Source organism: Streptomyces ureilyticus (assembly GCF_011045025.1).
GTDB classification, from domain to species: domain Bacteria; phylum Actinomycetota; class Actinomycetes; order Streptomycetales; family Streptomycetaceae; genus Streptomyces; species Streptomyces ureilyticus.
On sequence record NZ_JAAKZX010000095.1, the window covers coordinates 1 to 18,454 of the forward strand.

20 protein-coding genes and 1 pseudogene are annotated in these 18,454 nt (G+C 70.8%); 11 read left to right on the forward strand and 10 right to left on the reverse strand.

What is annotated here, in order from left to right:
- Positions 1 to 125 precede the first annotated feature (125 nt).
- From G6048_RS26555 to G6048_RS26570, 4 genes are all read right to left on the reverse strand, one after another.
- On the reverse strand, positions 126 to 1,511 hold the full coding sequence (locus G6048_RS26555) for an MBL fold metallo-hydrolase (RefSeq protein ID WP_165342113.1): 1,386 nt from the start codon (positions 1,509 to 1,511) through the stop codon (positions 126 to 128).
- Positions 1,512 to 1,633: 122 nt separating this feature from the next.
- Positions 1,634 to 2,848, reverse strand: coding sequence for an NAD(P)/FAD-dependent oxidoreductase (locus G6048_RS26560; protein ID WP_165342114.1), 1,215 nt, complete (start codon positions 2,846 to 2,848; stop codon positions 1,634 to 1,636).
- An 80-nt stretch (positions 2,849 to 2,928) separates the two neighbouring features.
- Positions 2,929 to 3,255: a rhodanese-like domain-containing protein gene (locus tag G6048_RS26565; RefSeq protein WP_165342115.1), complete on the reverse strand. Its 327-nt coding sequence runs from the start codon at positions 3,253 to 3,255 to the stop codon at positions 2,929 to 2,931.
- Between the two features lie 125 nt (positions 3,256 to 3,380).
- Complete coding sequence (locus G6048_RS26570; protein ID WP_165342116.1) at positions 3,381 to 3,782, reverse strand: DUF2202 domain-containing protein; 402 nt, start codon at positions 3,780 to 3,782, stop codon at positions 3,381 to 3,383.
- Between the two features lie 533 nt (positions 3,783 to 4,315).
- Between G6048_RS26570 and G6048_RS26575 the strand changes: the two genes are divergently transcribed.
- Positions 4,316 to 5,212 (forward strand): oxygenase MpaB family protein, encoded by an 897-nt coding sequence (locus tag G6048_RS26575; protein ID WP_165342141.1) that lies wholly within the window; start codon positions 4,316 to 4,318, stop codon positions 5,210 to 5,212.
- Here G6048_RS26575 and G6048_RS51955 read toward each other — a convergent pair.
- Complete coding sequence (locus G6048_RS51955) at positions 5,125 to 5,673, reverse strand: class I SAM-dependent methyltransferase (RefSeq protein WP_165342117.1); 549 nt, start codon at positions 5,671 to 5,673, stop codon at positions 5,125 to 5,127. The two genes, G6048_RS26575 and G6048_RS51955, sit on opposite strands and share 88 nt — an antisense overlap.
- A gap of 5 nt (positions 5,674 to 5,678) precedes the next feature.
- On the reverse strand, positions 5,679 to 5,801 hold the full coding sequence (locus G6048_RS51055; protein ID WP_268979020.1) for a hypothetical protein: 123 nt from the start codon (positions 5,799 to 5,801) through the stop codon (positions 5,679 to 5,681).
- 529 nt (positions 5,802 to 6,330) lie between these two features.
- Between G6048_RS51055 and G6048_RS26590 the strand changes: the two genes are divergently transcribed.
- A complete protein-coding gene (locus G6048_RS26590) occupies positions 6,331 to 6,633 on the forward strand; it encodes a hypothetical protein (RefSeq protein WP_165342118.1) in 303 nt (100 codons plus the stop codon).
- Between the two features lie 89 nt (positions 6,634 to 6,722).
- On the opposite strand, the gene G6048_RS26595 is transcribed toward G6048_RS26590, so the two are convergent.
- Positions 6,723 to 8,987: a WD40/YVTN/BNR-like repeat-containing protein gene (locus G6048_RS26595; RefSeq protein WP_165342119.1), complete on the reverse strand. Its 2,265-nt coding sequence runs from the start codon at positions 8,985 to 8,987 to the stop codon at positions 6,723 to 6,725.
- A gap of 229 nt (positions 8,988 to 9,216) precedes the next feature.
- Between G6048_RS26595 and G6048_RS26600 the strand changes: the two genes are divergently transcribed.
- From G6048_RS26600 to G6048_RS26615, 5 genes and pseudogenes are all read left to right on the forward strand, one after another.
- Entirely contained in the window at positions 9,217 to 9,393 is a 177-nt protein-coding gene (locus tag G6048_RS26600; RefSeq protein WP_165342112.1) for a hypothetical protein, read from the forward strand.
- A 4-nt stretch (positions 9,394 to 9,397) separates the two neighbouring features.
- Positions 9,398 to 9,862: pseudogene (locus G6048_RS26605) on the forward strand (ferric reductase); the annotation flags it as partial.
- 76 nt (positions 9,863 to 9,938) lie between these two features.
- On the forward strand, positions 9,939 to 10,562 hold the full coding sequence (locus tag G6048_RS26610) for an FMN-binding protein (RefSeq protein ID WP_165342120.1): 624 nt from the start codon (positions 9,939 to 9,941) through the stop codon (positions 10,560 to 10,562).
- A complete protein-coding gene (locus G6048_RS51960; RefSeq protein ID WP_408056177.1) occupies positions 10,555 to 10,719 on the forward strand; it encodes a DUF6185 family protein in 165 nt (54 codons plus the stop codon). The genes G6048_RS26610 and G6048_RS51960 overlap by 8 nt, the downstream gene beginning before the upstream one ends.
- A gap of 294 nt (positions 10,720 to 11,013) precedes the next feature.
- Positions 11,014 to 11,613, forward strand: coding sequence for a thymidine kinase (locus G6048_RS26615; RefSeq protein ID WP_165342142.1), 600 nt, complete (start codon positions 11,014 to 11,016; stop codon positions 11,611 to 11,613).
- Positions 11,614 to 11,747: 134 nt separating this feature from the next.
- On the opposite strand, the gene G6048_RS26620 is transcribed toward G6048_RS26615, so the two are convergent.
- On the reverse strand, positions 11,748 to 12,629 hold the full coding sequence (locus tag G6048_RS26620; RefSeq protein ID WP_165342121.1) for a LysR substrate-binding domain-containing protein: 882 nt from the start codon (positions 12,627 to 12,629) through the stop codon (positions 11,748 to 11,750).
- A gap of 71 nt (positions 12,630 to 12,700) precedes the next feature.
- Here G6048_RS26620 and G6048_RS26625 point away from each other — a divergent pair, with 71 nt between their 5' ends.
- The 3 genes from G6048_RS26625 to G6048_RS26635 are packed head-to-tail and all read left to right on the forward strand — an operon-like array spanning position 12,701 to position 15,260.
- Complete coding sequence (locus tag G6048_RS26625) at positions 12,701 to 13,906, forward strand: thiolase family protein (RefSeq protein ID WP_165342122.1); 1,206 nt, start codon at positions 12,701 to 12,703, stop codon at positions 13,904 to 13,906.
- A complete protein-coding gene (locus G6048_RS26630) occupies positions 13,903 to 14,598 on the forward strand; it encodes a 3-oxoacid CoA-transferase subunit A (RefSeq protein WP_165342123.1) in 696 nt (231 codons plus the stop codon). Before G6048_RS26625 ends, G6048_RS26630 begins: the two co-directional genes overlap by 4 nt.
- The gene (locus G6048_RS26635) at positions 14,595 to 15,260 is read left to right on the forward strand and encodes a 3-oxoacid CoA-transferase subunit B (protein ID WP_165342124.1); all 666 of its coding nucleotides are present in this window, start codon (positions 14,595 to 14,597) and stop codon (positions 15,258 to 15,260) included. Before G6048_RS26630 ends, G6048_RS26635 begins: the two co-directional genes overlap by 4 nt.
- Before the next feature lie 3 nt (positions 15,261 to 15,263).
- On the opposite strand, the gene G6048_RS26640 is transcribed toward G6048_RS26635, so the two are convergent.
- A complete protein-coding gene (locus G6048_RS26640) occupies positions 15,264 to 16,058 on the reverse strand; it encodes a VOC family protein (RefSeq protein WP_165342125.1) in 795 nt (264 codons plus the stop codon).
- Between the two features lie 267 nt (positions 16,059 to 16,325).
- Between G6048_RS26640 and G6048_RS26645 the strand changes: the two genes are divergently transcribed.
- A complete protein-coding gene (locus G6048_RS26645; RefSeq protein ID WP_165342126.1) occupies positions 16,326 to 17,153 on the forward strand; it encodes a sulfurtransferase in 828 nt (275 codons plus the stop codon).
- A gap of 115 nt (positions 17,154 to 17,268) precedes the next feature.
- Here the strand turns inward: G6048_RS26645 and sepH are convergent, their stop codons facing one another.
- Positions 17,269 to 18,333 carry a septation protein SepH gene (gene sepH, locus G6048_RS26650; RefSeq protein WP_165342127.1) on the reverse strand — a complete coding sequence of 355 codons (1,065 nt, stop codon included), beginning with the start codon at positions 18,331 to 18,333 and terminating at the stop codon, positions 17,269 to 17,271.
- Positions 18,334 to 18,454: the final 121 nt, after the last annotated feature.

Consider the following 18,454-nt stretch of genomic DNA (forward strand, 5'->3'; position numbering starts at 1 on the left):
GTCACGAAATCTCCTACAGGGGGCGGGCGGAGTCGCCGGAACAGGGGACTTGAGGAATGAGGGGTGCGCGGTGCCGGGCGGTGGTGGCCGTGGAGGTGGCCGTTACCGCCCGGCGGGAAGGGGGTTCAGGCGCTGGCCGGTGCGGGATCGGTCAGCCAGGCGCCGTAGCCGCCGAGGAGGTCGGAGACGTCGTCGAGGCCGGCGTGACGGAGCAGGCTGGCGGCGATGGAGGAGCGGTGGCCGCCCGCACAGTGCACGACCAGGGGTCGGCCGGCGGGGATCTCGTCGAGACGGCGGGGCAGTTCGGCGAGCGGGATGTGCGCGGACCCCTCGATGAAGCCCTCCTCGCGTTCGGCGGTGTTGCGGACGTCGAGGACGAGTGGAGGCTGCTCGCCGTTGAGCGCCCGGCGGAGCTGATGGGCGGTCAGGCGGCTTGCCTGCCGCATTTCGTCGGCCATGGACGGGAAGGCGCCTTCGGGCTCGCGCAGGTAGCCGCCGACGCGGTCGAAGCCGATCCGGGCGAGCCGGGTGACGATCTCCTCCTCGCGGTCCTGCGGTGCGATGACGGCGACCTCCTGGTCGGGGGTGACGACCGTTCCGGCCTGCTCGGCGAACCGCCCGTCGGCGGGCACGTTCACGGAGCCGTGCAGATGGCCGGTGGCGAACTCCTGTGGGTCGCGGGCGTCCAGGACCAGCGCGCCGGCGGCTCGGCGGTCGAGGAATTCGGCGGCGGACAGCGGCTGTTGGGTGAGGGCCGCGTCGAACAGGCCGTGGTCCTTGCGGTTGAGGATGGCGTCGTAGACGAAGTAGCCGGGCGCGGACGGCTGTCCGGCGGTGACGAGGGCGACGAACTCCTGCTCGCTCATGGGCACGCAGGCGTAGTTGGTGGCGCGCTGCTGTCCGATGGTCGACTGGCGTTCGGTGGAGAGGTTCTTGCCGCAGGAGGATCCGGCGCCGTGGGCGGGGAAGACGCGGACCGGGTCGGGCAGGGCCATGAGCTTGTGCTGGATGCTGTCGTAGAGCATGTGGCCGAGTTCGGCGGCGGTGACGCCGAGGGAGGCCAGCAGGTCGGGGCGGCCGACGTCGCCGATGAACAGCGCGTCGCCGGTCAGGACGCCGTACGGGACATCGTCGGCCGCGTGCTCGTAGACCAGGACGCTGATGGACTCCGGGGTGTGGCCGGGGGTTTCCAGGATCTCCAGGGTGACGTCGCCGAGGCTGATGCGCTCGCCGTCGGTGAGCTTGCGGATCGGGTACTCCGTCTCGGCGCGGTGTCCGTAGCCGATCCAGGCGCCGGTGCGGGCGGCGAGTTCGAGGTGGCCGGCGAGGAAGTCGGCGTGGAAGTGGGTGTTGATGACGGCTTCGATGATGAAGCCGTGGGCCTCGGCGTCGGCGAGGTACTCCGAGACGTCGCGGCGCGGGTCGACGACGACGGCCTTGCCGGTGGACTCGTCGGCGATCAGGTAGGACGCCTGGGAGAGGCAGTCGAGGTAGTACTGGGTGAAGAACACGGGTGGCCTCCGTAGCGGATGGATGGGTTAATACCCCTGGGGGTATTGAAATGGTCAGGGTTGGCCCCTGTGCGGGGTGGTGAGGTGACCGGCCCGGGCCGGGGGATGCCCGGGCCGGTCGGTCAGATGCGGCCGGTGAGCATGCCGTGCCAGTAGAGCGGCGGCAGGCCGTACCGCTTGAACAGCCACATGCCGCGGCGTTCCTTGAAGGTGTCGATCAGCGGGAAGCTCGGGGTGGGCCGCAGGTCGTAGTCGAACTCGGCGAGCAGCATCTTGTCGCGGGCGGTCACCAGCGGGCAGGAGGTGTAGCCGTCGTAGCGGCGGGTGGGCTCGGCGCCCTTCATGACGGCGAGCAGGTTGGCGGCGACCGCCGGGGCCTGCTTGCGGACGGCCGCGCCCGTCTTGGAAGTCGGCAGGTTCGCCACGTCGCCGAGCGCGAACACCTCGGAGTGACGGGGGTGTTGGAGGGTGTGCTTGTCGGCCGCGATGAATCCCTGCGGGCTCGCGGGGTCGGCGAGCGGGCCGGTCTTGACCCAGTCCGGGGCGCTCTGCGGCGGCACGGCGTGCAGGAGGTCGTAGGCGAGAGTCTCCTTGGTTCCGGTGGTGTGATCGGTGACGGTCAGTTCGCGGGCGTCGCCGTCGACGGCGGTCATCTCTGAGCGCAGCCGCACCTCGATGCCGTACCGGGACGCGACTTTCTGCAGTACCTCGGACCAGGCCGGCACCTTGAAAAGGGCGGGGTCGGGGATCACGAGGATGATCCGGATGCGGTCCAGGACCTTCTGCTTGCGCCAGTGGTCGGCGGCCAGGTAGGCGATCTTCTGCGGTGCGCCGCCGCACTTGAGCGGGGTGGCCGGGTGGGTGAAGACGGCGGTGCCCGAGCGCATGCCGCGGATCAGGTCCCAGGTGCGTGGGGCGTACTCGGGTGCGTAGTTGCTGGTGACGCGGTCATGGCCGATGGCCTCGGCGAGGCCGGGCACGCCGTTCCAGTCGAGTTGCAGGCCGGGCGCCATGACGAGGTGGTCGTAGGCGAGCCTGCGGCCGTCGCCGAGGGTGATGGCCCGCAGGCCCGGGTCGACGGCTCGGGCTGCTTGCCGGATCCAGTGCACTCCGTCCGGGATGACGGACGCCTCGGGGCGGCGGGTGGCGCGCAGCGGGGCCTGGCCGCCGCCGACCAGGGTCCACAGCGGCTGGTACCAGTGGGTGTCGGACGGTTCTATCAGGGCGATGCCGGTGACACCGGCGCGGCGCAGCCGGGCCGCGACGCTGATCCCGGCGCTGCCGCCGCCGACGATGACGACGTGGCGGTGTGTGAGGGGTGAGGGTACGGAGGCCAAGAGAGGACTCCCGTCGGATGTGGATGCGGTGCCCGGTGGACCGGGCCGGGGCCAGGGACGGCCAAAAGGTGCGGCTCCGGTCAGGCCGCTGTGGCGTGGGGTCCGGTCACCAGCGGGCGGCCGGTTCGGGCCCAGCCGCTGGTGCCGCTCGCCACGGAGTACGCGTCGATGCCGGCCCCGCTCATCCGGTCGGCGGCGGTCAGGCTGCGGTTGCCGCTGGCGCAGATCACATACACCGGTCGGCCGGCGGGCAGTTCGCCGATCCGGCCCGCCAGCGCGCTGAGCGGCATCAGCCGCGCGCCGGGTACATGGCCGGCCAGGTATTCGCCCGGCTCCCGGACGTCGACGACGACCCCGCCGGCGGCCAGAGCCGCGGAGAGTGCTTCCAGATCCACTTCGCGAGCCATTTTCGGAGCCTCCTAAAATACCCGGAGGGGTATTAATGACAGCGAGGGTAGGGCGCCCACCGAAGCGTTGTCAAATACCCCCAGGGGTATTTTGCCTCCCGGGTAAGGACACCGGTCGGGAGGGATCATCGGACGAGCCACGATTCGAAGGCGGCCTGGTGCATCCTGGAGGCGGCGAGCAGGTTGGCGTACACCTGCTCGACGTCTGGGGCGTCGAGCCCGGACCGCGCCTTCGTGAGGGCGGCGATGCCGTCGGTCTCGAACGTGCGGCCGGCCTTGAGTGCGCCTTCCACGCTGCCGGTGCCCTGCTTCAGCAGCCGGTCGTACGTGGCCTGGACGGTGACGTCGGTGAAGGCGCCCGCCGCCTTGCCCGCGGTGGGGTCGGTCACGGCGTAGCGGTCGAGGAGCGTGCGGACCGCATCGAGGTGATGGGTCTCGGCGGCGGCGATCCGGTCGAAGACCCGGGCGTCGTACCGGGCGGCGAACACGGTGTAGAGATCGTGGGCGAGCTTCTCCTCCTCGGCCATGCGGGCGAGCGTGGTCTTCTGGGCCGCGCTCAGGGCGCCGCTGGGTGCGGTGGTGGCGGTCGTACCGGTGAGCGAGCAGGGACCGTTGCCGTCCCCTCGCCTCGATCCTCAGTGAGCCCGCCTGCTGATTCGAGACAGGGTCGACGGCGGTAGCGGGGTGAGTGGACTTGTGCGGGTCAACACCGAGCAATATCACGGGAGTTCGTTCCTCACGGCCGGACAACAGGACGTCCACGGCCGACACGCCGACTTCCGGAACCGCTGCCGGGACACGCCTCTGTTGAGTCAGACCGTGGCCGGACGCCGGGCCGGCGGCACACCCCGAGCGGGCCAGCCCCGAAGGGCGGCAGGAACCTCACGAGCCATCCAACCCAGCGTCCCGCGGAACGCTACGAGCGGCCAACCCGACCGCGCTCCGCTCCAGCCAATACAAGTCGGGAACCTCATCCTCCTGCGTGCTGCTCTGGCTGGCCGCCCATCTCCTCCTTCTCAACGTAGAGTTGGAGCCCCGGCGGCAGAAGGGGGACGGCGTGGTGAAGCGCTTCGAACGTCTGGAACATATCCGGCGGATGGACCCGTGCAAGGACGCCTCGGAGATCTACCGGCTCGCGTCGGCGTACGAGTTTCCGTGGGACTTCACCCGGTCCCTTGAGCTCGCCCTGTACCGAACGTACGCCGTACCCAGCATCGGGCGGCTGCTCGCCGAGACGGCCGAGCTCACCGACCGGACACAGAAGCGGTACGACGACACGTCCCTGCTCCTCGACGCCGTCGTCGAGCACGGCTTCGACAGCGAACAGGGCCGTACGGCGATCCGTCGCATCAACCAGATGCACCGCAGCTACGACATCAGCAACGACGACATGCGGTACGTGCTCTGCACGTTCGTCGTGATGCCCAAAAGGTGGATCGACGCCTATGGCTGGCGAAGGCTGTCGCGCCACGAAACCGTGGCCAGCGCCGTCCACTACCGTGCGCTGGGCCGGCACATGGGCATCAAGGACATCCCTGAGACCTACGAGGAGTTCGAGCACTGTCTCGACACCTATGAGGCAGCCCATTTTGCCTGGGACGAGGACGCGCGGCGGGTCTCCGACGCCACGCTCGCCCTGATGGCCTCCTGGTATCCGCGCCCGCTGCACCCCCTGCTGCGCACCGCGACGCTGGCCCTGCTCGACGAACCGCTGCTGCGGGCCTTCCGCTATTCCCCGCCGAGCGCCGCCACGAGCGCGTTCGTCCGCCGCGCGGTACGGCTGCGCGGACGCGCCGTCCGCCTGATGCCGCCACGGCGCGCCCCGCACTACGCGCGGCAGAACTGGGAGATCAAGGGCTATCCGAACGGCTACCGGCTGGAGGAACTGGGCACCCGCCCGGTCGGCGGCGTACGCGGCTGCCCCGTCCGGCACGGGGAGCGGCCCGTCGCCGACTGAGCTGTCAGTCCACACGGACAGCCAGCGCCGGGAACCGCGCGTCCGCGTGGACGTACGACGCCGAACAGCGGCCCAAAACGGTCGGCAGCGGTCGGACGTTGGGCTCTGCCCGCAGGTCGTCCGGGATGGACGGCCGTGTGGACGTCCTCAAATTTCCCGATCGCTGTGTCCGGCTCGGCGATGCCGTCGACAACCTCGACCGGCACAGGCACCTGGCCGGCGGCGGCGCGGGCTAAGCTGCGCAGATGCGGCTCCGGTTCCACGCCCAGGACGCGGGTGACGGTGGCCGGGTAGTGCGGGAAGTTGAGCCCGTCGCCGGCACCGACCTCGATCACCTCGCCGGTGAGCCGGGCGAGCAGGGCTTGGTGGTGTTCGGCCATGCCGCCCCGCTCCATGGCCTTGCCCATCAGCGGATAGAGCCGCGCGAAGAGCGGATGATGCACGCAGGTGCCGCGTCCCATGCCGGTCACCACCGCAGCGGAAGCTCGGCCAGCCCGCCGGTGAGGGTGTCGCGCCGCATGGTCAACTCCTCCACGGCGACGGCAAGTCGCAACGTCGGCAGCCATGTGACGAGTTGGGTGAACACCACCTGCGGTTCGATGCGGGCCAGAGGTGCGCCGAGGCAGTAACGGGCGCCGTGCCCGAAGGTGAAATGGAAACGGGCTACGGGGAGGTGCGGCGATGCCGCGCAGAGAGCGACCGCTGGATTCGGGGGACGGCCTGTTACTGGTGTCCGCCGCGGGCCTGCGGCAGATGCGGCAGAAGGCGGGTTGTCCGCCCTACCGGAAGCTGGCGGAGCAGGCGCACTATTCGATCTTTCCCGGCCTGGCCGGCGGCCTCTACCGGCGACTCCTCACGGGGACGGGCGGGCACGCGCTGGGCATACGGCGCCTGCTCGCGGCAATCCGCCGTCAGTCGCCTGGTCGGCGCCTGGCCCGATGGCCCGACCGAGGAACCCGAACGGCGCCTCCCTCCCATGCTGTTCGGCCCCTTCCGAAGGGCCTGACGGCCCATGTGCGCGGTCGTCGCCGCGGACACCATGGGCCTATGACGCTCTCCTGCGTCATACCAGTCCACGGAACGCCCTGTCACGAACTTGTCCGGAGGGAGGCGGCCCCGTGTCCGTTCACGACGAACTGGCCATCGCCCGGCACGCTCTCATTGACCTCGTCCGATCAGTGGGTCGGCTGCAGACCCGCCTCGGGGACGTGTTGGACGTCCGCCGGGTACAGGAGGACGCCGACCGCCTGAGGGAGGACCTGGACCTGTTGCAGGAGGGCTCCGCGGCGAAGGAGCCGACGCCGGGTCCCGCGCAGTCCGAGATCGTGCTCATCCCGCAAACGCCGTACGACCTCTCGATGTGGGTCGGCTGCGACGACGAAGGCATCGGCTCGGGCCACGGTCCCGAACTGCGGCGGTAAGCCCGTCCCGCCGGGGGCGTCCCGCTCGCTGGTGGCGGGCCTCCGGGCGTCCGCTCATCTCGTCTCGGGACGCCCGGAGGGGAATCGGGTCAGGGAGCGGTCAGTTCGTAGAAGCCCCGGCCGAACGTCGCGGCCACCAAGCGGCGGTGCCCCGCGTCGTACTCGATGTCGTCGACCGGCACCTGCGGCATGCCGCGGCCGAGGCGCAGCCAGAGGCCGCCGCCCGTGACGCTGGTGAACACGCCCTGGTCGGTGGCGAGGTACAGCAGGCCGCCCCGCGCGACGGCCAGGTCGTTGACGGGGGCAGCGGGGAGGTTGCCCGAAAGGTTCCGCCAGTGCCTGCCGCCGTCGGTGCTGCCGTACACATGGGGGAGCGGGGAGCCGGAGCGGTAGCCGGAGTGCGTGGTCCAGACCCGCTCGGGGTTCTTCGGGTCGACGACCACGCGGGTCACCCAGGGCCGCCCCTCGGCCAGCTTCGTCCAGGTCGCCCCGAGATCCTTGGTGACCCAGACACGGCCGTCGTCCGTGCCCACGTACACCGTGCGTCCGTCGCCCGCCGGGGCGATCGAGGTGATGGTGCCGAAGTTGGTGTAGAGGGGGTCGGGGCCCGGGCCGCCGCTCAGGTCCGGGCTGATGGGCTGCCAGGTCACGCCGCCGTCCGTGGAGCGGTTGAGCACTTCGGAGCCGTAATAGAGGACCTTCGGGTCGCGGGGGTCGAAGACCACCGGGGTGAACCAGTTGCGGCGCAGATAGGCGGTCGCGTCGGCGAAGTACGTGAGCGTGTCGCCGCCGTCGGTGGAGCGGAAGCAGTTGCCGTACTGGTAGCAGGCGAAGACGTTGTCCACGTCGGTGGGGTTGATCAGGTTCTCCTCGCCGTCGCCGCCGAGGTATTCGTTGAACGTCTCCCCGCCCCAGGAGCGCAGCGAGCCGTTGTCCTGCGCGCCGCCCGAGATCCTGGAGACGTCCTGCGGGCTGATCGCCGCGCTGTAGAGCTGGGTGTACGGCTGGTGGCGGGACTTGACCCAGCCGCCGTCGCCGCCGGAGTCGGAGCGGTAGACGCCGCCGTCGTTGCCGAGGTAGACGCGGCCGGGGCGGCGCGGGTCCCACACCATGGCGTGGTGGTCGACGTGCATGCTCTTGTCGTCGGCGCTCCAGGTGTCGCCGCCGTCCTTCGTGGTCAGCAGGGCGACCCCGGCCACATGCACGTGCTCGGTGTCCCGGGGGTCGATCCACACCTTGCCGAACCACCAGCCGAAGGTGGACTGCGAGTCGGTGAGGGCCTGGTTGGCGGGGGTGCGGTTCCAGCTGTTGCCGCCGTTGGTGGAGGCGTAGAAGCCCTCGAAGGAACCGTTGGACTTGTTGACGATCGCATAGAGCCGGTCGCCCGCGACGCCGAGACCGATGCGTCCCACGTCGGGACCCTGGGCGGGCAGGCCGCCGCCGAGCCGCTGCCAGCTCTCGCCGCCGTCCGTGCTGCGGAAGACACCGGAGCCGACACCGCCGTACGTCCGCAGGTCGGGGCGGCGGCGGTGGTCCCACAGCACGGCGTAGAGCCGGTCGCCGTCGACGACGATCTCGGTGGCGCCGGTGAACTCGTTGGCGCCCGCGAGGATCCGCTCCCAGGTGGCGCCGCCGTCCTCCGAGCGGTACACGCCCCGGTCGCCGCCGCCGTTGTACAGCGATCCGGCCGCGGCGACGTAGATGCGGCGGGGGTTGGCGGGGTCGATGGTGATGGCGCTGATCGCTCCGGAGTCGCGCAGGCCGAGCGGCTTCCAGTGGGCGCCGCCGTCGGTGCTGCGGTACAGCCCCGTCCCCTCGTACGTGATGCTTCCGCCGCCGGGGTTGGGTTCACCGGTTCCGGCATACAAGGTGCCGTCCGGCGCGGTGGCGACCGCGCCCATGGCCTGGGTCCAGCTGTCGGGCCACACCGAGTGGAACGTCGCTCCGGCATCGGTGCTGCGCCAGAGCCCGCCGCTGGCGGCCGCCGCGTACAGGGTGTCGGCGCGCTGGGGGTCGAGCGCGAGGGAGACCACGCGCCCGCCGATGTTGGTGGGCCCGACGGCCTTCCAACGCCCGCCGGCGGTGGGCAGTTCGCGCGCCTGTGCCGCGGCGAGGTCGTGGGCGTGGCGCGGAATTGACTCTCCCGGCAGGGTCTTCTGGAGGTAGCGGTACTCGGCCGGGGCGGCCGGTCCACGGACCGGCCGGTACACGTCGGGTGGTGTGGGCGGCGTGGTGGCGGCCGGCGCCGCGGCCGCCGGAACGGCAGCGTCCTGGGGAGCAGCGTCCTGGGGAGCAGCGAGTAACGCGGCACTGGTGACCGCGGTGAGAACCAGCGAAAGCAGAGCTCTGCCCATGAAATCCCTTCCTTCGTCATGACCACTTCAAACTGTGATGACGTTACGAGAGAGGGATGTTGAGCAGAAGGGCGCGAGTCGGCCGGGCCACAGGAGGGGAGGACCAACCCGAGTGGATCTCCTTGGGCCGCCGCAGCGGGTGCCGCCGCCATCGCCTTGCCCGACGATTTTCAGCCAACCGGCCGGTGTATGGTGCCGTGGCACAAGGCAAGCAGAGGGAAGTACGGCCTTGACGACGATCCAGCAGGGCCGGGCGGGGAGACGGCAGGCCAACCGCCGGATACGCCCCTGGCGTTCCCCTGCGGCACCGTTGCTGGTGCTCGCCTTGGCGGGTGCCGCCGCCGTCCTGTGGCTGTGGTGGCGGAACACCCCGCCGTCGCCGCGACAACCCCCGACCGGCTGGTGAACGCGGCGGGCACAGCGCGGCGCCGGCCGGGCTGCGGCCGGGCACCCGCGTGTGGGCGGAGGGCCCGTACGGGGCGATGACGGCCGCCCGCCGCAGCCGCGGCAAGGTGCTGCTGCTCGCCGGCGGAGCGGGAATCGCGCCGCTCCGGGCGCTGTTCGAGACGCTGCCCGCCGCGCCCGGACACCTGACGCTGCTCTACCGGGCCCGTACGGCAGGGGAGTTGGCGCTGCGGGAGGAGTTGGAGGCCATCGCGGACGAGCGCGGGGCCCAGCTGGTGTACGCGGTCAACAGCCCGGACGGTGGACGGCCCGCGATCTCCGCGAAGATGCTGCGCAAGGTCCTGCCGGACATCGACCGTCACGACGTGTACCTGTGCGGCCCGCCGGGACTGGCCGAGGAGTCGTACGCCGCACTCCGCGAGGCAGGTGTCCCCGCCCGTCGTATCCACCACGAGTCCTTCGAGTTCTGAGCGTGGCTCCGGTTCTGGGCCCGGTTCCCGAACCCCGGCCCGTGACGTCTCAGACGTCCAGTGCGCTGTGTGTCCTATGAGGAAGAAGCATCCGTTCCGTAATGCCGTGCTGGCCGCCGCGGCCACCGCCTCCGGCATCGTGCTGCTGCTCGCGCTCAAGCCGACGACGGACCCGGCGCTCGCGAGAGGCGGCACCACCCCCACGGCCCAGGTCACGACGGACGCCTCTGCGTCCTCGTCTCAGTCCTCTTCCCACTCCCCGTCCGCTTCGGCCTCGTCGTCGAAGACGCCCGAGAAGCAGCGCGCCCCTTCCTCTGCCTCTGCCTCTGCCTCCCCGAGTGCGTCGGCGTCGCGCTCCGTGCCGGCCACGCCCGCGAAGACCAGTAGTGCCTCCGCCCCGAGGACCACGTCGGCCGCGCCCACCACCCGTACCGTCACCGGGGCCACGGCCCAGACGAAGTACGGCCCGGTCCAGGTACGGATCACGCTCAGCGGCGACAGGATCACCAGGGCGAGCGCCGTCCAGTCACCCTCCTCGCCGCCGAGGAGCGAGGAGATCTCCTCCACTGCCAGCCCCAAGCTCAACCAGGAGACACTGGAGGCGCAGAGCGCGGACATCGACACGGTGTCCGGTGCCACGTACACGAGCGAGGGCTACAAGCAGTCCCTGCAGAGCGCCCTCGACCAGGCCGGTGTCTGAGGAGCTGAGGGCCAGCCGTCTCGGGCTATTGTTTTCGATCTGTCAGATGCGATATTTCTCGCTGCAGACGGCCTATCTGATCGCCCAACTCCTAGCCGTGATCACAATCTGGCAATTCTTCACCGACGATGGCGGCCCGCCTCCCGGCAAGCAATGACCACACCAGCTTGGCGGAAGACTCAAGGCTTGACCGAGCGACAGCCTCCATCAGAACCGGAGCGGTTCAGCAGCCGCCGCCTGGCGGTCCGACAGGCCTCCACGAGCTGCAGCACCGACACGATCGCTAACTCAACGGTCGAGCGTGGGTGCGCGGCATGAGTGGCGGCGCGGGCACGTTCCCGCTGCGGAGCGAGTGGGTTGTGCGCTGGCGCCTCCCAAGCGGGAGCCGAGAAGACGCAGAGTCATGTCCCTCAAGGGGGGGGAAGTTGATGGATAGCCAAGCAAAAGGACTCTGGCGCTTCAAATCGAACACAATCGAACGGTGCGGGGTCTGCAGGGGCTGATCTTCACGCGGGACGACCGTGCCGGTGAGGGCAAGCTCTCGTCGCGTCTGGGGTTGGTGACCGAGGCGGTGGAGGCGGGTCCGGGGCTGGAGTTGTACGGGTATGTGGTGGAGCAGTTGTCGCGAGGCGGCAGGGTCGACTACGTGATCGTCGATGAGGCTCAGTTCCTGCTGGCGGAGCAGATCGACCAGCTGGCCCGGATCGTGGACGACCTGAACCTGGACGTCTTCGCCTTCGGTATCACCACCGACTTCCGCACCAAGCTCTTCCCCGGCTCCCAGCGCCTGATCGAGCTCGCCGACCGTGTGGAGATTCTGCAGGTCGAGGCGATGTGCTGGTGTGGTGCGCGGGCGACGCACAACGCCCGCACCGTGGGCGGGGAGATGGTCGTCGAGGGCGAGCAGGTCGTGGTGGGCGACGTCGCCCAGTCGGCGGCCGAGGTGGGGTACGAGGTGCTGTGCCGACGCCATCACCTCCGGCGGATGACGAGTTCCGCGTCGAGGGCGGGGACGCTGTCGCCGGACGTGCTGCCGGTCTCCTCCGTGTGACTGCAGGTCGGAGGGCGGCTCGCCGCCAACCGCTGGCATCCGCGAAAACCCGGGGAGCGACGACCCAGCTGCCCCAGACGACCCAGCGGTCACAGATGGCCGATGGGCCGCCTTGTCCGGTGTCCGTGGACGTCTCAGAACATCGCCTGGATGATCCCCACGGTGCGCTCCAGGTGCGGCTCGGAGCGGTCCGCGCGGTGGGCGACGGCCAGTTCTACGCGTGCGTCGGCCCCGGTCAGCGGTAGGTAGGCGACGCCGTCGAGGGTCAGCGCGGTCACGGGCTCGGGTACGACGGCGACGCCGAGGCCGCCGGCCACGAGCGTGACCAGGGTCGAGGTCTCGCCGACCTCGTGGCGGATGTGCGGCTCGATGCCGGCGTCGCGCAGGAGGCCCAGGACAACGTCGTACATCACCGAACGGCGGTCGGCGGAGTGCACGATCAGGTCGGCACCGGCGAGGTCGGCGGCCCGCAGCCGTTTCCGGCGGGCGAGGGGGTGGTCGACCGGTACGGCGACGACGAGCCGGTCCCGTCGCAGCGTGTGCACGGTGAGGGAGAGGTCGGCCGCCACAGGGCGCAGCAGCGCGACGTCGATCGCTCCGGTGCGCAGCGCCTCGACCTGGTCGGGCGCGAGCATCTCGCCGCGGAAGGAGAAGTCGACGCCGGGAAGCTCCTCCGTGAGCCGCCGTGAGAGCGCGGGCAGGACGCTGTACGTCGCCGAGCCCACGCACCCGATCGCCAGGTGGCCCACCGATCCGGCAGCGACGAGCCGTGCGTGCTGGGCGGCCTCGTCGACGTCGGCAAGGACCGCGCGCGCCCGCTCCAGGTAGGCCTGCCCGGCCTCGGTGAGGTCGACGCGGCGTGTGGTGCGGTGGAGCAGCTCGACGCCTAGCTCGGCCTCGAGCTGGCGGATCTGCGTGGAGAGCGGCGGCTGGGCCATGTGCAACCGCTCGGCGGCGCGACCGAAATGGCGCTCCTCGGCCACCGCCACGAAGTACCGCAGGTGACGCAGATCCATACGTCGTCCATATCAATCAGCTCGGATATGCGTACTTCAGAATATCGCAGCCTGGGGCTAGCGTCGCTGTCATGAGCGCATTCATCTACGCCGCGACGCGGACGCCGTTCGGCCGCTTCAACGGCGCGCTGGCCGGCGTCCGCCCCGACGACCTCGCCGCCGCCGGGATCACCTCGACGCTCGCCAAGGTGCCAGGCCTCGACCACGCCGCGATCGACGACGTGGTGTGGGGCAACGCCAACGGCGCCGGCGAGGAGAACCGCAACGTCGGACGCATGGCGGCGCTCCTCGCCGGGCTCCCGGTGAGCGTGCCCGGCACCACCGTCAACCGGCTGTGCGGCTCGAGCCTCGACGCGGCGATGATCGCGAGCCGAACCATCGAGTCAGGCGACGCCGACGTGGTGCTGACCGGCGGCGTGGAGTCGATGACGCGTGCGCCGTGGGTGCTGCCCAAGTCGGCGAAGCCGTTCCCGGCAGGTGACGTCACCGCGGTGTCGACCACGCTGGGCTGGCGGCTGGTCAACCCGCGGATGCCGAAGGAGTGGACGGTCAGCCTCGGCGAGGCCAACGAGCAGCTCCAGGAGCGCTACGGGATCTCCCGCGAACGGCAGGACGAGTTCGCCGCCCGCTCACACCAACTCGCTTACGCCGCTTGGGAGTCGGGCTTCTACGACGACCTGGTGGTGCCGGTCGAAGGCGCCGACCTGACCCGCGACGAGGGCATCCGAGCCGGATCCACGCCGCAGGTGCTGGCCGGGCTCAAGCCGGTTTTCCGCACCCCGGAACAGGGCGGAACTATCACCGCGGGCAACGCCAGCCCGCTCAACGACGGTGCCTCCGCGGTGCTGCTGGGCAGCGAGAGGGCTGCGGCCACGATCGGCGCCGACCCCATCGCCCGTATCGCCGGCCGCGGCGTGATGGCGCTGGAGCCGCAGGCCTTCGGCTACGCCCCGGTCGAGGCCGCCAACCGCGCGCTGGCTCGGGCCGGTATCGGCTGGGACCAGGTGGGCGCGGTCGAACTCAACGAGGCCTTCGCCGTACAGTCGCTCGCCTGCCTCGACGCGTGGAAGATCGACCCCGCCCTCGTCAACCAGAAGGGCGGCGCCATCGCGATCGGCCACCCGCTGGGCGCCTCCGGCGGCCGCATCCTCGCCACGCTCGCCAAGGTCCTGCGCGAGACGAAGCAGCGCTACGGCGTCGCCGCGATCTGCATCGGCGTCGGCCAGGGCCTGGCCGTCGTACTCGAGAACTGCGGCACGACGGAGGCGGCCCAGTGAGCCGGGCGGAGATCGTCGAAAGCGCCGACGCCGCGGTCGCCGGCATCGAGGACGGATCCACCATCCTGGTCGGCGGCTTCGGCCTGGCCGGCATGCCGTTCGACCTGATCGACGCCCTCATCCGACAGGGCGCCAACGATCTCACGATCGTGTCCAACAACGCCGGCAACGGCGACGTCGGACTGGCCGCGCTGCTGGCCGTCGGCCGTGTGCGCAAGGTGCTCTGCTCCTTCCCGCGCCAGGCCGACTCCTGGGTCTTCGACGGCCTCTACCGCGAGGGCAAGATCGAGCTCGAGGTGGTGCCGCAGGGCAACCTCGCCGAGCGGATGCGCGCGGCCGGTGCCGGCATCGGCGCTTTCTACTGCCCGACCGCGGTCGGCACACCGCTGGCCGAGGGCAAGGAGGAGCGGGAGATCGACGGCCGTAAGTACCTGCTGGAGTACCCCATCAATGGCGACTACGCGCTGATCGGCGCGCACATCGCGGACACGATGGGCAACCTCGTCTACCGCAAGACCGCCCGCAACTTCGGACCGGTCATGGCCACCGCCGCGACCACGACCATCGTCCAGGTCGACCAGGTCGTCGAGCCCGGGATGCTCGACCCCGAGGCCGTCGTCACGCCGTCCATCTACGTCGACCGGGTCGTCCAGGTGACGGCCCGTCACTACACCGCGCAGGGGGCACGATGACCGCGACCTCAAGCGACCAGGTGTACGCCGACCACCGGCTCTCGACGGACGAACTGGCCGCCGTCATCGCCCGCGACATCCCGGCCGGCGCCTTCGTCAACCTCGGTATCGGACAGCCCACCAAGATCGCCGATCACCTGCCGGCCGACTCCGGGGTGGTGCTGCACACCGAGAACGGCATGCTCAACATGGGCCCGAAGGCCGAAGGCGACGCCGTCGACCCCGCCCTGACCAACGCCGGCAAGGTCCCGGTGACCGAACTGCCGGGAGCGGCGTACTTCCACCACGCCGACTCCTTCGCCATGATGCGCGGCGGACACCTCGACGTCTGCGTCCTCGGCGCCTACCAGGTCGCCTTCAACGGCGACCTCGCCAACTGGACCACCGGCAAACCCGACGACATCCCCGCCGTCGGCGGCGCCATGGACCTCGCCATCGGCGCCAAGGACGTCTACGTGATGATGACCCTCTTCACCCGCTCCGGAGAGCCCAAACTCGTGCCGGGGTGCACCTACCCGCTCACCGGCGTCGGCTGCGTCAGCCGCGTCTACACCGACCACGGCGTCTTCGACGTCGGCCCCGACGGCCTACGGATCCGGGAGACGTACGGCATCAGCGCCCACGAACTCGCGGAGCGACTCGGCATCACGCGGTCTCAGTAAGTCTCAGTAACTCGTGCGTACGAGGGAGAACGTCGCCCCCTCCGGGTCCGCGACCGTGGCGATGCGGCCGTGCGGGGTGTCGCGGGGCGTTTTCAGGACGTGGCCGCCCAGGTCGATGACATCGGTCAGGGAGGCGTCCACGTCGGCGACTTCGAAGTACGCCATCCAGTGCGGGCCCCGGTCGCGGGGGAGGGCGTGGCCCACACCGTGGATGCCGGCCACCGGGCGGCCCTCGACGCGCAGCGTGATGTAGTCGAAGTCAGCGGAGACGACCGGTTCTTCCTCGTAGCCGAAGACCGTGTCGTAGAACTTGGCGACGCTCGCGGAGTCGCGCGTGACCAGCTCGTTCCAGGCGGGCGTGCCGGGCACCTCGGTGATGCCAGTACCGAGATGGGCCGCGGTCTGCCAGATGCCGAAGACGGCGCCCGAGGGATCGGAGGCGATGGCCATACGGCCGGCGTCCCCGGCGTCCAGGGGGCCGACGCCGACCGTGCCGCCGCAGTGCCGAACCGATTCCGCCGTCAGATCCACATCGGCCGAGGCGAAGTACGGCGTCCAGGCGAGGGGCGGATGACGGTCGGGCGGCAACTGCCCGATCCCGGCCACCTCATGGCCGTCGAGCACGGCACGTACGTACGGGCCGAGCTGCTGGGGGCCGGGCTGGAACTTCCAGCCGAACAGCGCTCCGTAGAACTCCTGGGTCGCGGCCATCCCGTGCACCATCAGACTCACCCAGCAGGGCGTTCCGGGCGCGTGTGCGGTGCCGTTCAGGCCGGTCGGCCCCCGTGACTCGGTCATCGTCACTCTTTCCTCGGCGCCTGAGGGCGCCGGCAGCTTCACTTCCGCTTCCGAACGCGCGAACCCCCGCCGCGCCCCGAGCCTGCGGCGCATGGCTGGAGGATGCCCGATGTGCTGTGTCCCATCCGTATCCCCGCGGTTGCCTGGTGGTGTCGATCGGCTGTACAGCCTGTGTCCAGGCCCGTACGCCCTGTGCTCGGGCCGGTCCGGCGGGCAGAGTAACCGGACCTGGACGATGCGGCCACCCCGTGCGCAAGGATGGTGGCCATGAACGCCATCATCTCCGCAGCCGAACTCGCGAGCGCCCTGGCCGGACCGAAGCCGTCGGTGGTGCTCGACATCCGCTACCAACTGGGCGGCCCGAACCTGCGCTCCGCATACGAGGAGGAGCACATTCCGGGTGCCGTCTTCGTGGACCTGGACTCGGAACTCGCAGCTCCGGCAGGGACGGGCGGCCGCCATCCGCTGCCGGACATGGAGGTCTTCGGGGCGGCCATGCGGGCGGCCGGGGTCAGTGCGGACCGCGACGTCGTCGTGTACGACGGCGGGCTCGGCTGGGCCGCCGCGCGCGCCTGGTGGCTGCTGCGCTGGACGGGTCACCCGTCGGTGCGTGTCCTTGACGGCGGACTCGCGGCCTGGGACGGCCCCGTCGAGGCCGGTGTCCCGTCTCCGGTCGCCGGTACGTTCCTGCCGTCGCCCGGCGCGCTGCCGCTGCTCGACGCGGACGGAGCCGCCGCCCTGGCCCGCACCGGCCTGCTCCTCGACGCACGCGCCGCCGAACGCTACCGGGGCGACGTCGAGCCGATCGATCCGATCGCCGGCCATATCCCCGGCGCCGTCTCGGCACCGACCACGGAGAACGTGACGGAATCCGGCCACTTCCGCCCGGCCGCCGAACTCGCCGAGCGCTTCAAGTCCCTGGGCGCGACCGGCACGGGTGAAGTCGGCGTCTACTGCGGCTCGGGCGTCTCCGCCGCCCACGAGATTCTCGCCCTTGAGATCGCGGGCATTCCGGCAGCGCTGTACGCGGGCTCCTGGTCGCACTGGTCGGCGGACCCGAGCCGCCCGGTCGCGACGGGCCCCGACCCGCAGTAGACAGGATTCGGCCCGCAGTTGCCCGATCCTGGCCCGCAAGAGGCGCACGGCAGCGAAAAGGGCTCGCCCCGAACCGGTGCGAGCCCCAGCCGCGTACATCTTCCGCTTCCTGCTCCTACTCCTGCTTCTTGCGACGCGTCCCGAAGACGATCTCGTCCCAGCTCGGCACCGCCGCTCTTCGGCCCGGGCGGACGCCGTCCGCCTCGGCCTGCCGGTCGGTGGAGCCGACGAGCCGTTCGCGGTGGCTGGCCACCGAGCGCGGCATGAGCACATCGGCATACGCCGAACCGGCCGAGGCCGCGGGAGCCGGAGGCTCCTCCTCCTCGGGCTCCGGGGCGGGCTCCTCCTCCGGTGGCATCTCCGTGGTCGTGGCGGGGCGTTCGGGCACCACCATGTCGCCGCGGAAGCTGGGCACCGCCTCCAGGAGGCTGGTGAGCGAGTCCCGCTCACCGTTGATGCTCTCCTCCTCGGGCTCCGGCGACTGGGCCGGCAGGACGGGACGTTCCGTCTGACGCTCCAGGGCGCGGTCCATCGGGTGCTCGCGGTCGCGCGGCAGCCGGGCGATACGCGGCACGAACGGGAAGCTGGGCTCGGGCGAGGCGAGTTCGTCGTCGGACTCGCCGATCAGCGAACGCGCCTCCTCGTCCACGGCCTGTACGAGCCGCCGGGGCGGGTCATACGTCCAGCTCGCCGAGTGCGGCTCCCCCGCGACCCGGTAGACGAGCAGGACCTCCCAGGTGCCGTCGTCACGGCGCCACGAGTCCCACTGCACGGTCTCCTTGTCGGCACCGCGCAGCAACAGCCGCTCCTGCACCGCCTCGCCGAGCTGTGGACCGGTGGTCTCGCCGGGCCGGCGGACCGGCGTCTTGCGGGCCCGCTCCGCCATGAAGGCGCGCTCCGCGAGCACGGGGCCCTCGAAGCGGCGTACGCGATCGACGGGGATGCCGGCGAGCTGGGCGACCTCCTCGGCGGAGGCGCCTGCGCGTATACGCGCCTGGATGTCTCGGGGGCGGAGATGGCTCTCCACCTCGATCTCGATCTGGCCGAGGCGGGGACGGTCGCCGCGAACGGCGGCGCGCAGACGCTCGTCGATCGGAAGCGTGTACTCCGTCGCGTCGGCAGCCTTCAGCACCAGCCGTGTGCCGTCATTTGAGACGGCCACGACACGCAGTTCGGGCATGGGGACCTCCCGGGTGGTGCCTGCCGACGTCACGTGCGTCGCTGCTTCCGCTAGTCGAGTGTGGCCTGCCCGGGTGCAGCCTGCCACAACCTTGCCTGTTTGCCCGGCGTGTCGGGTGCTG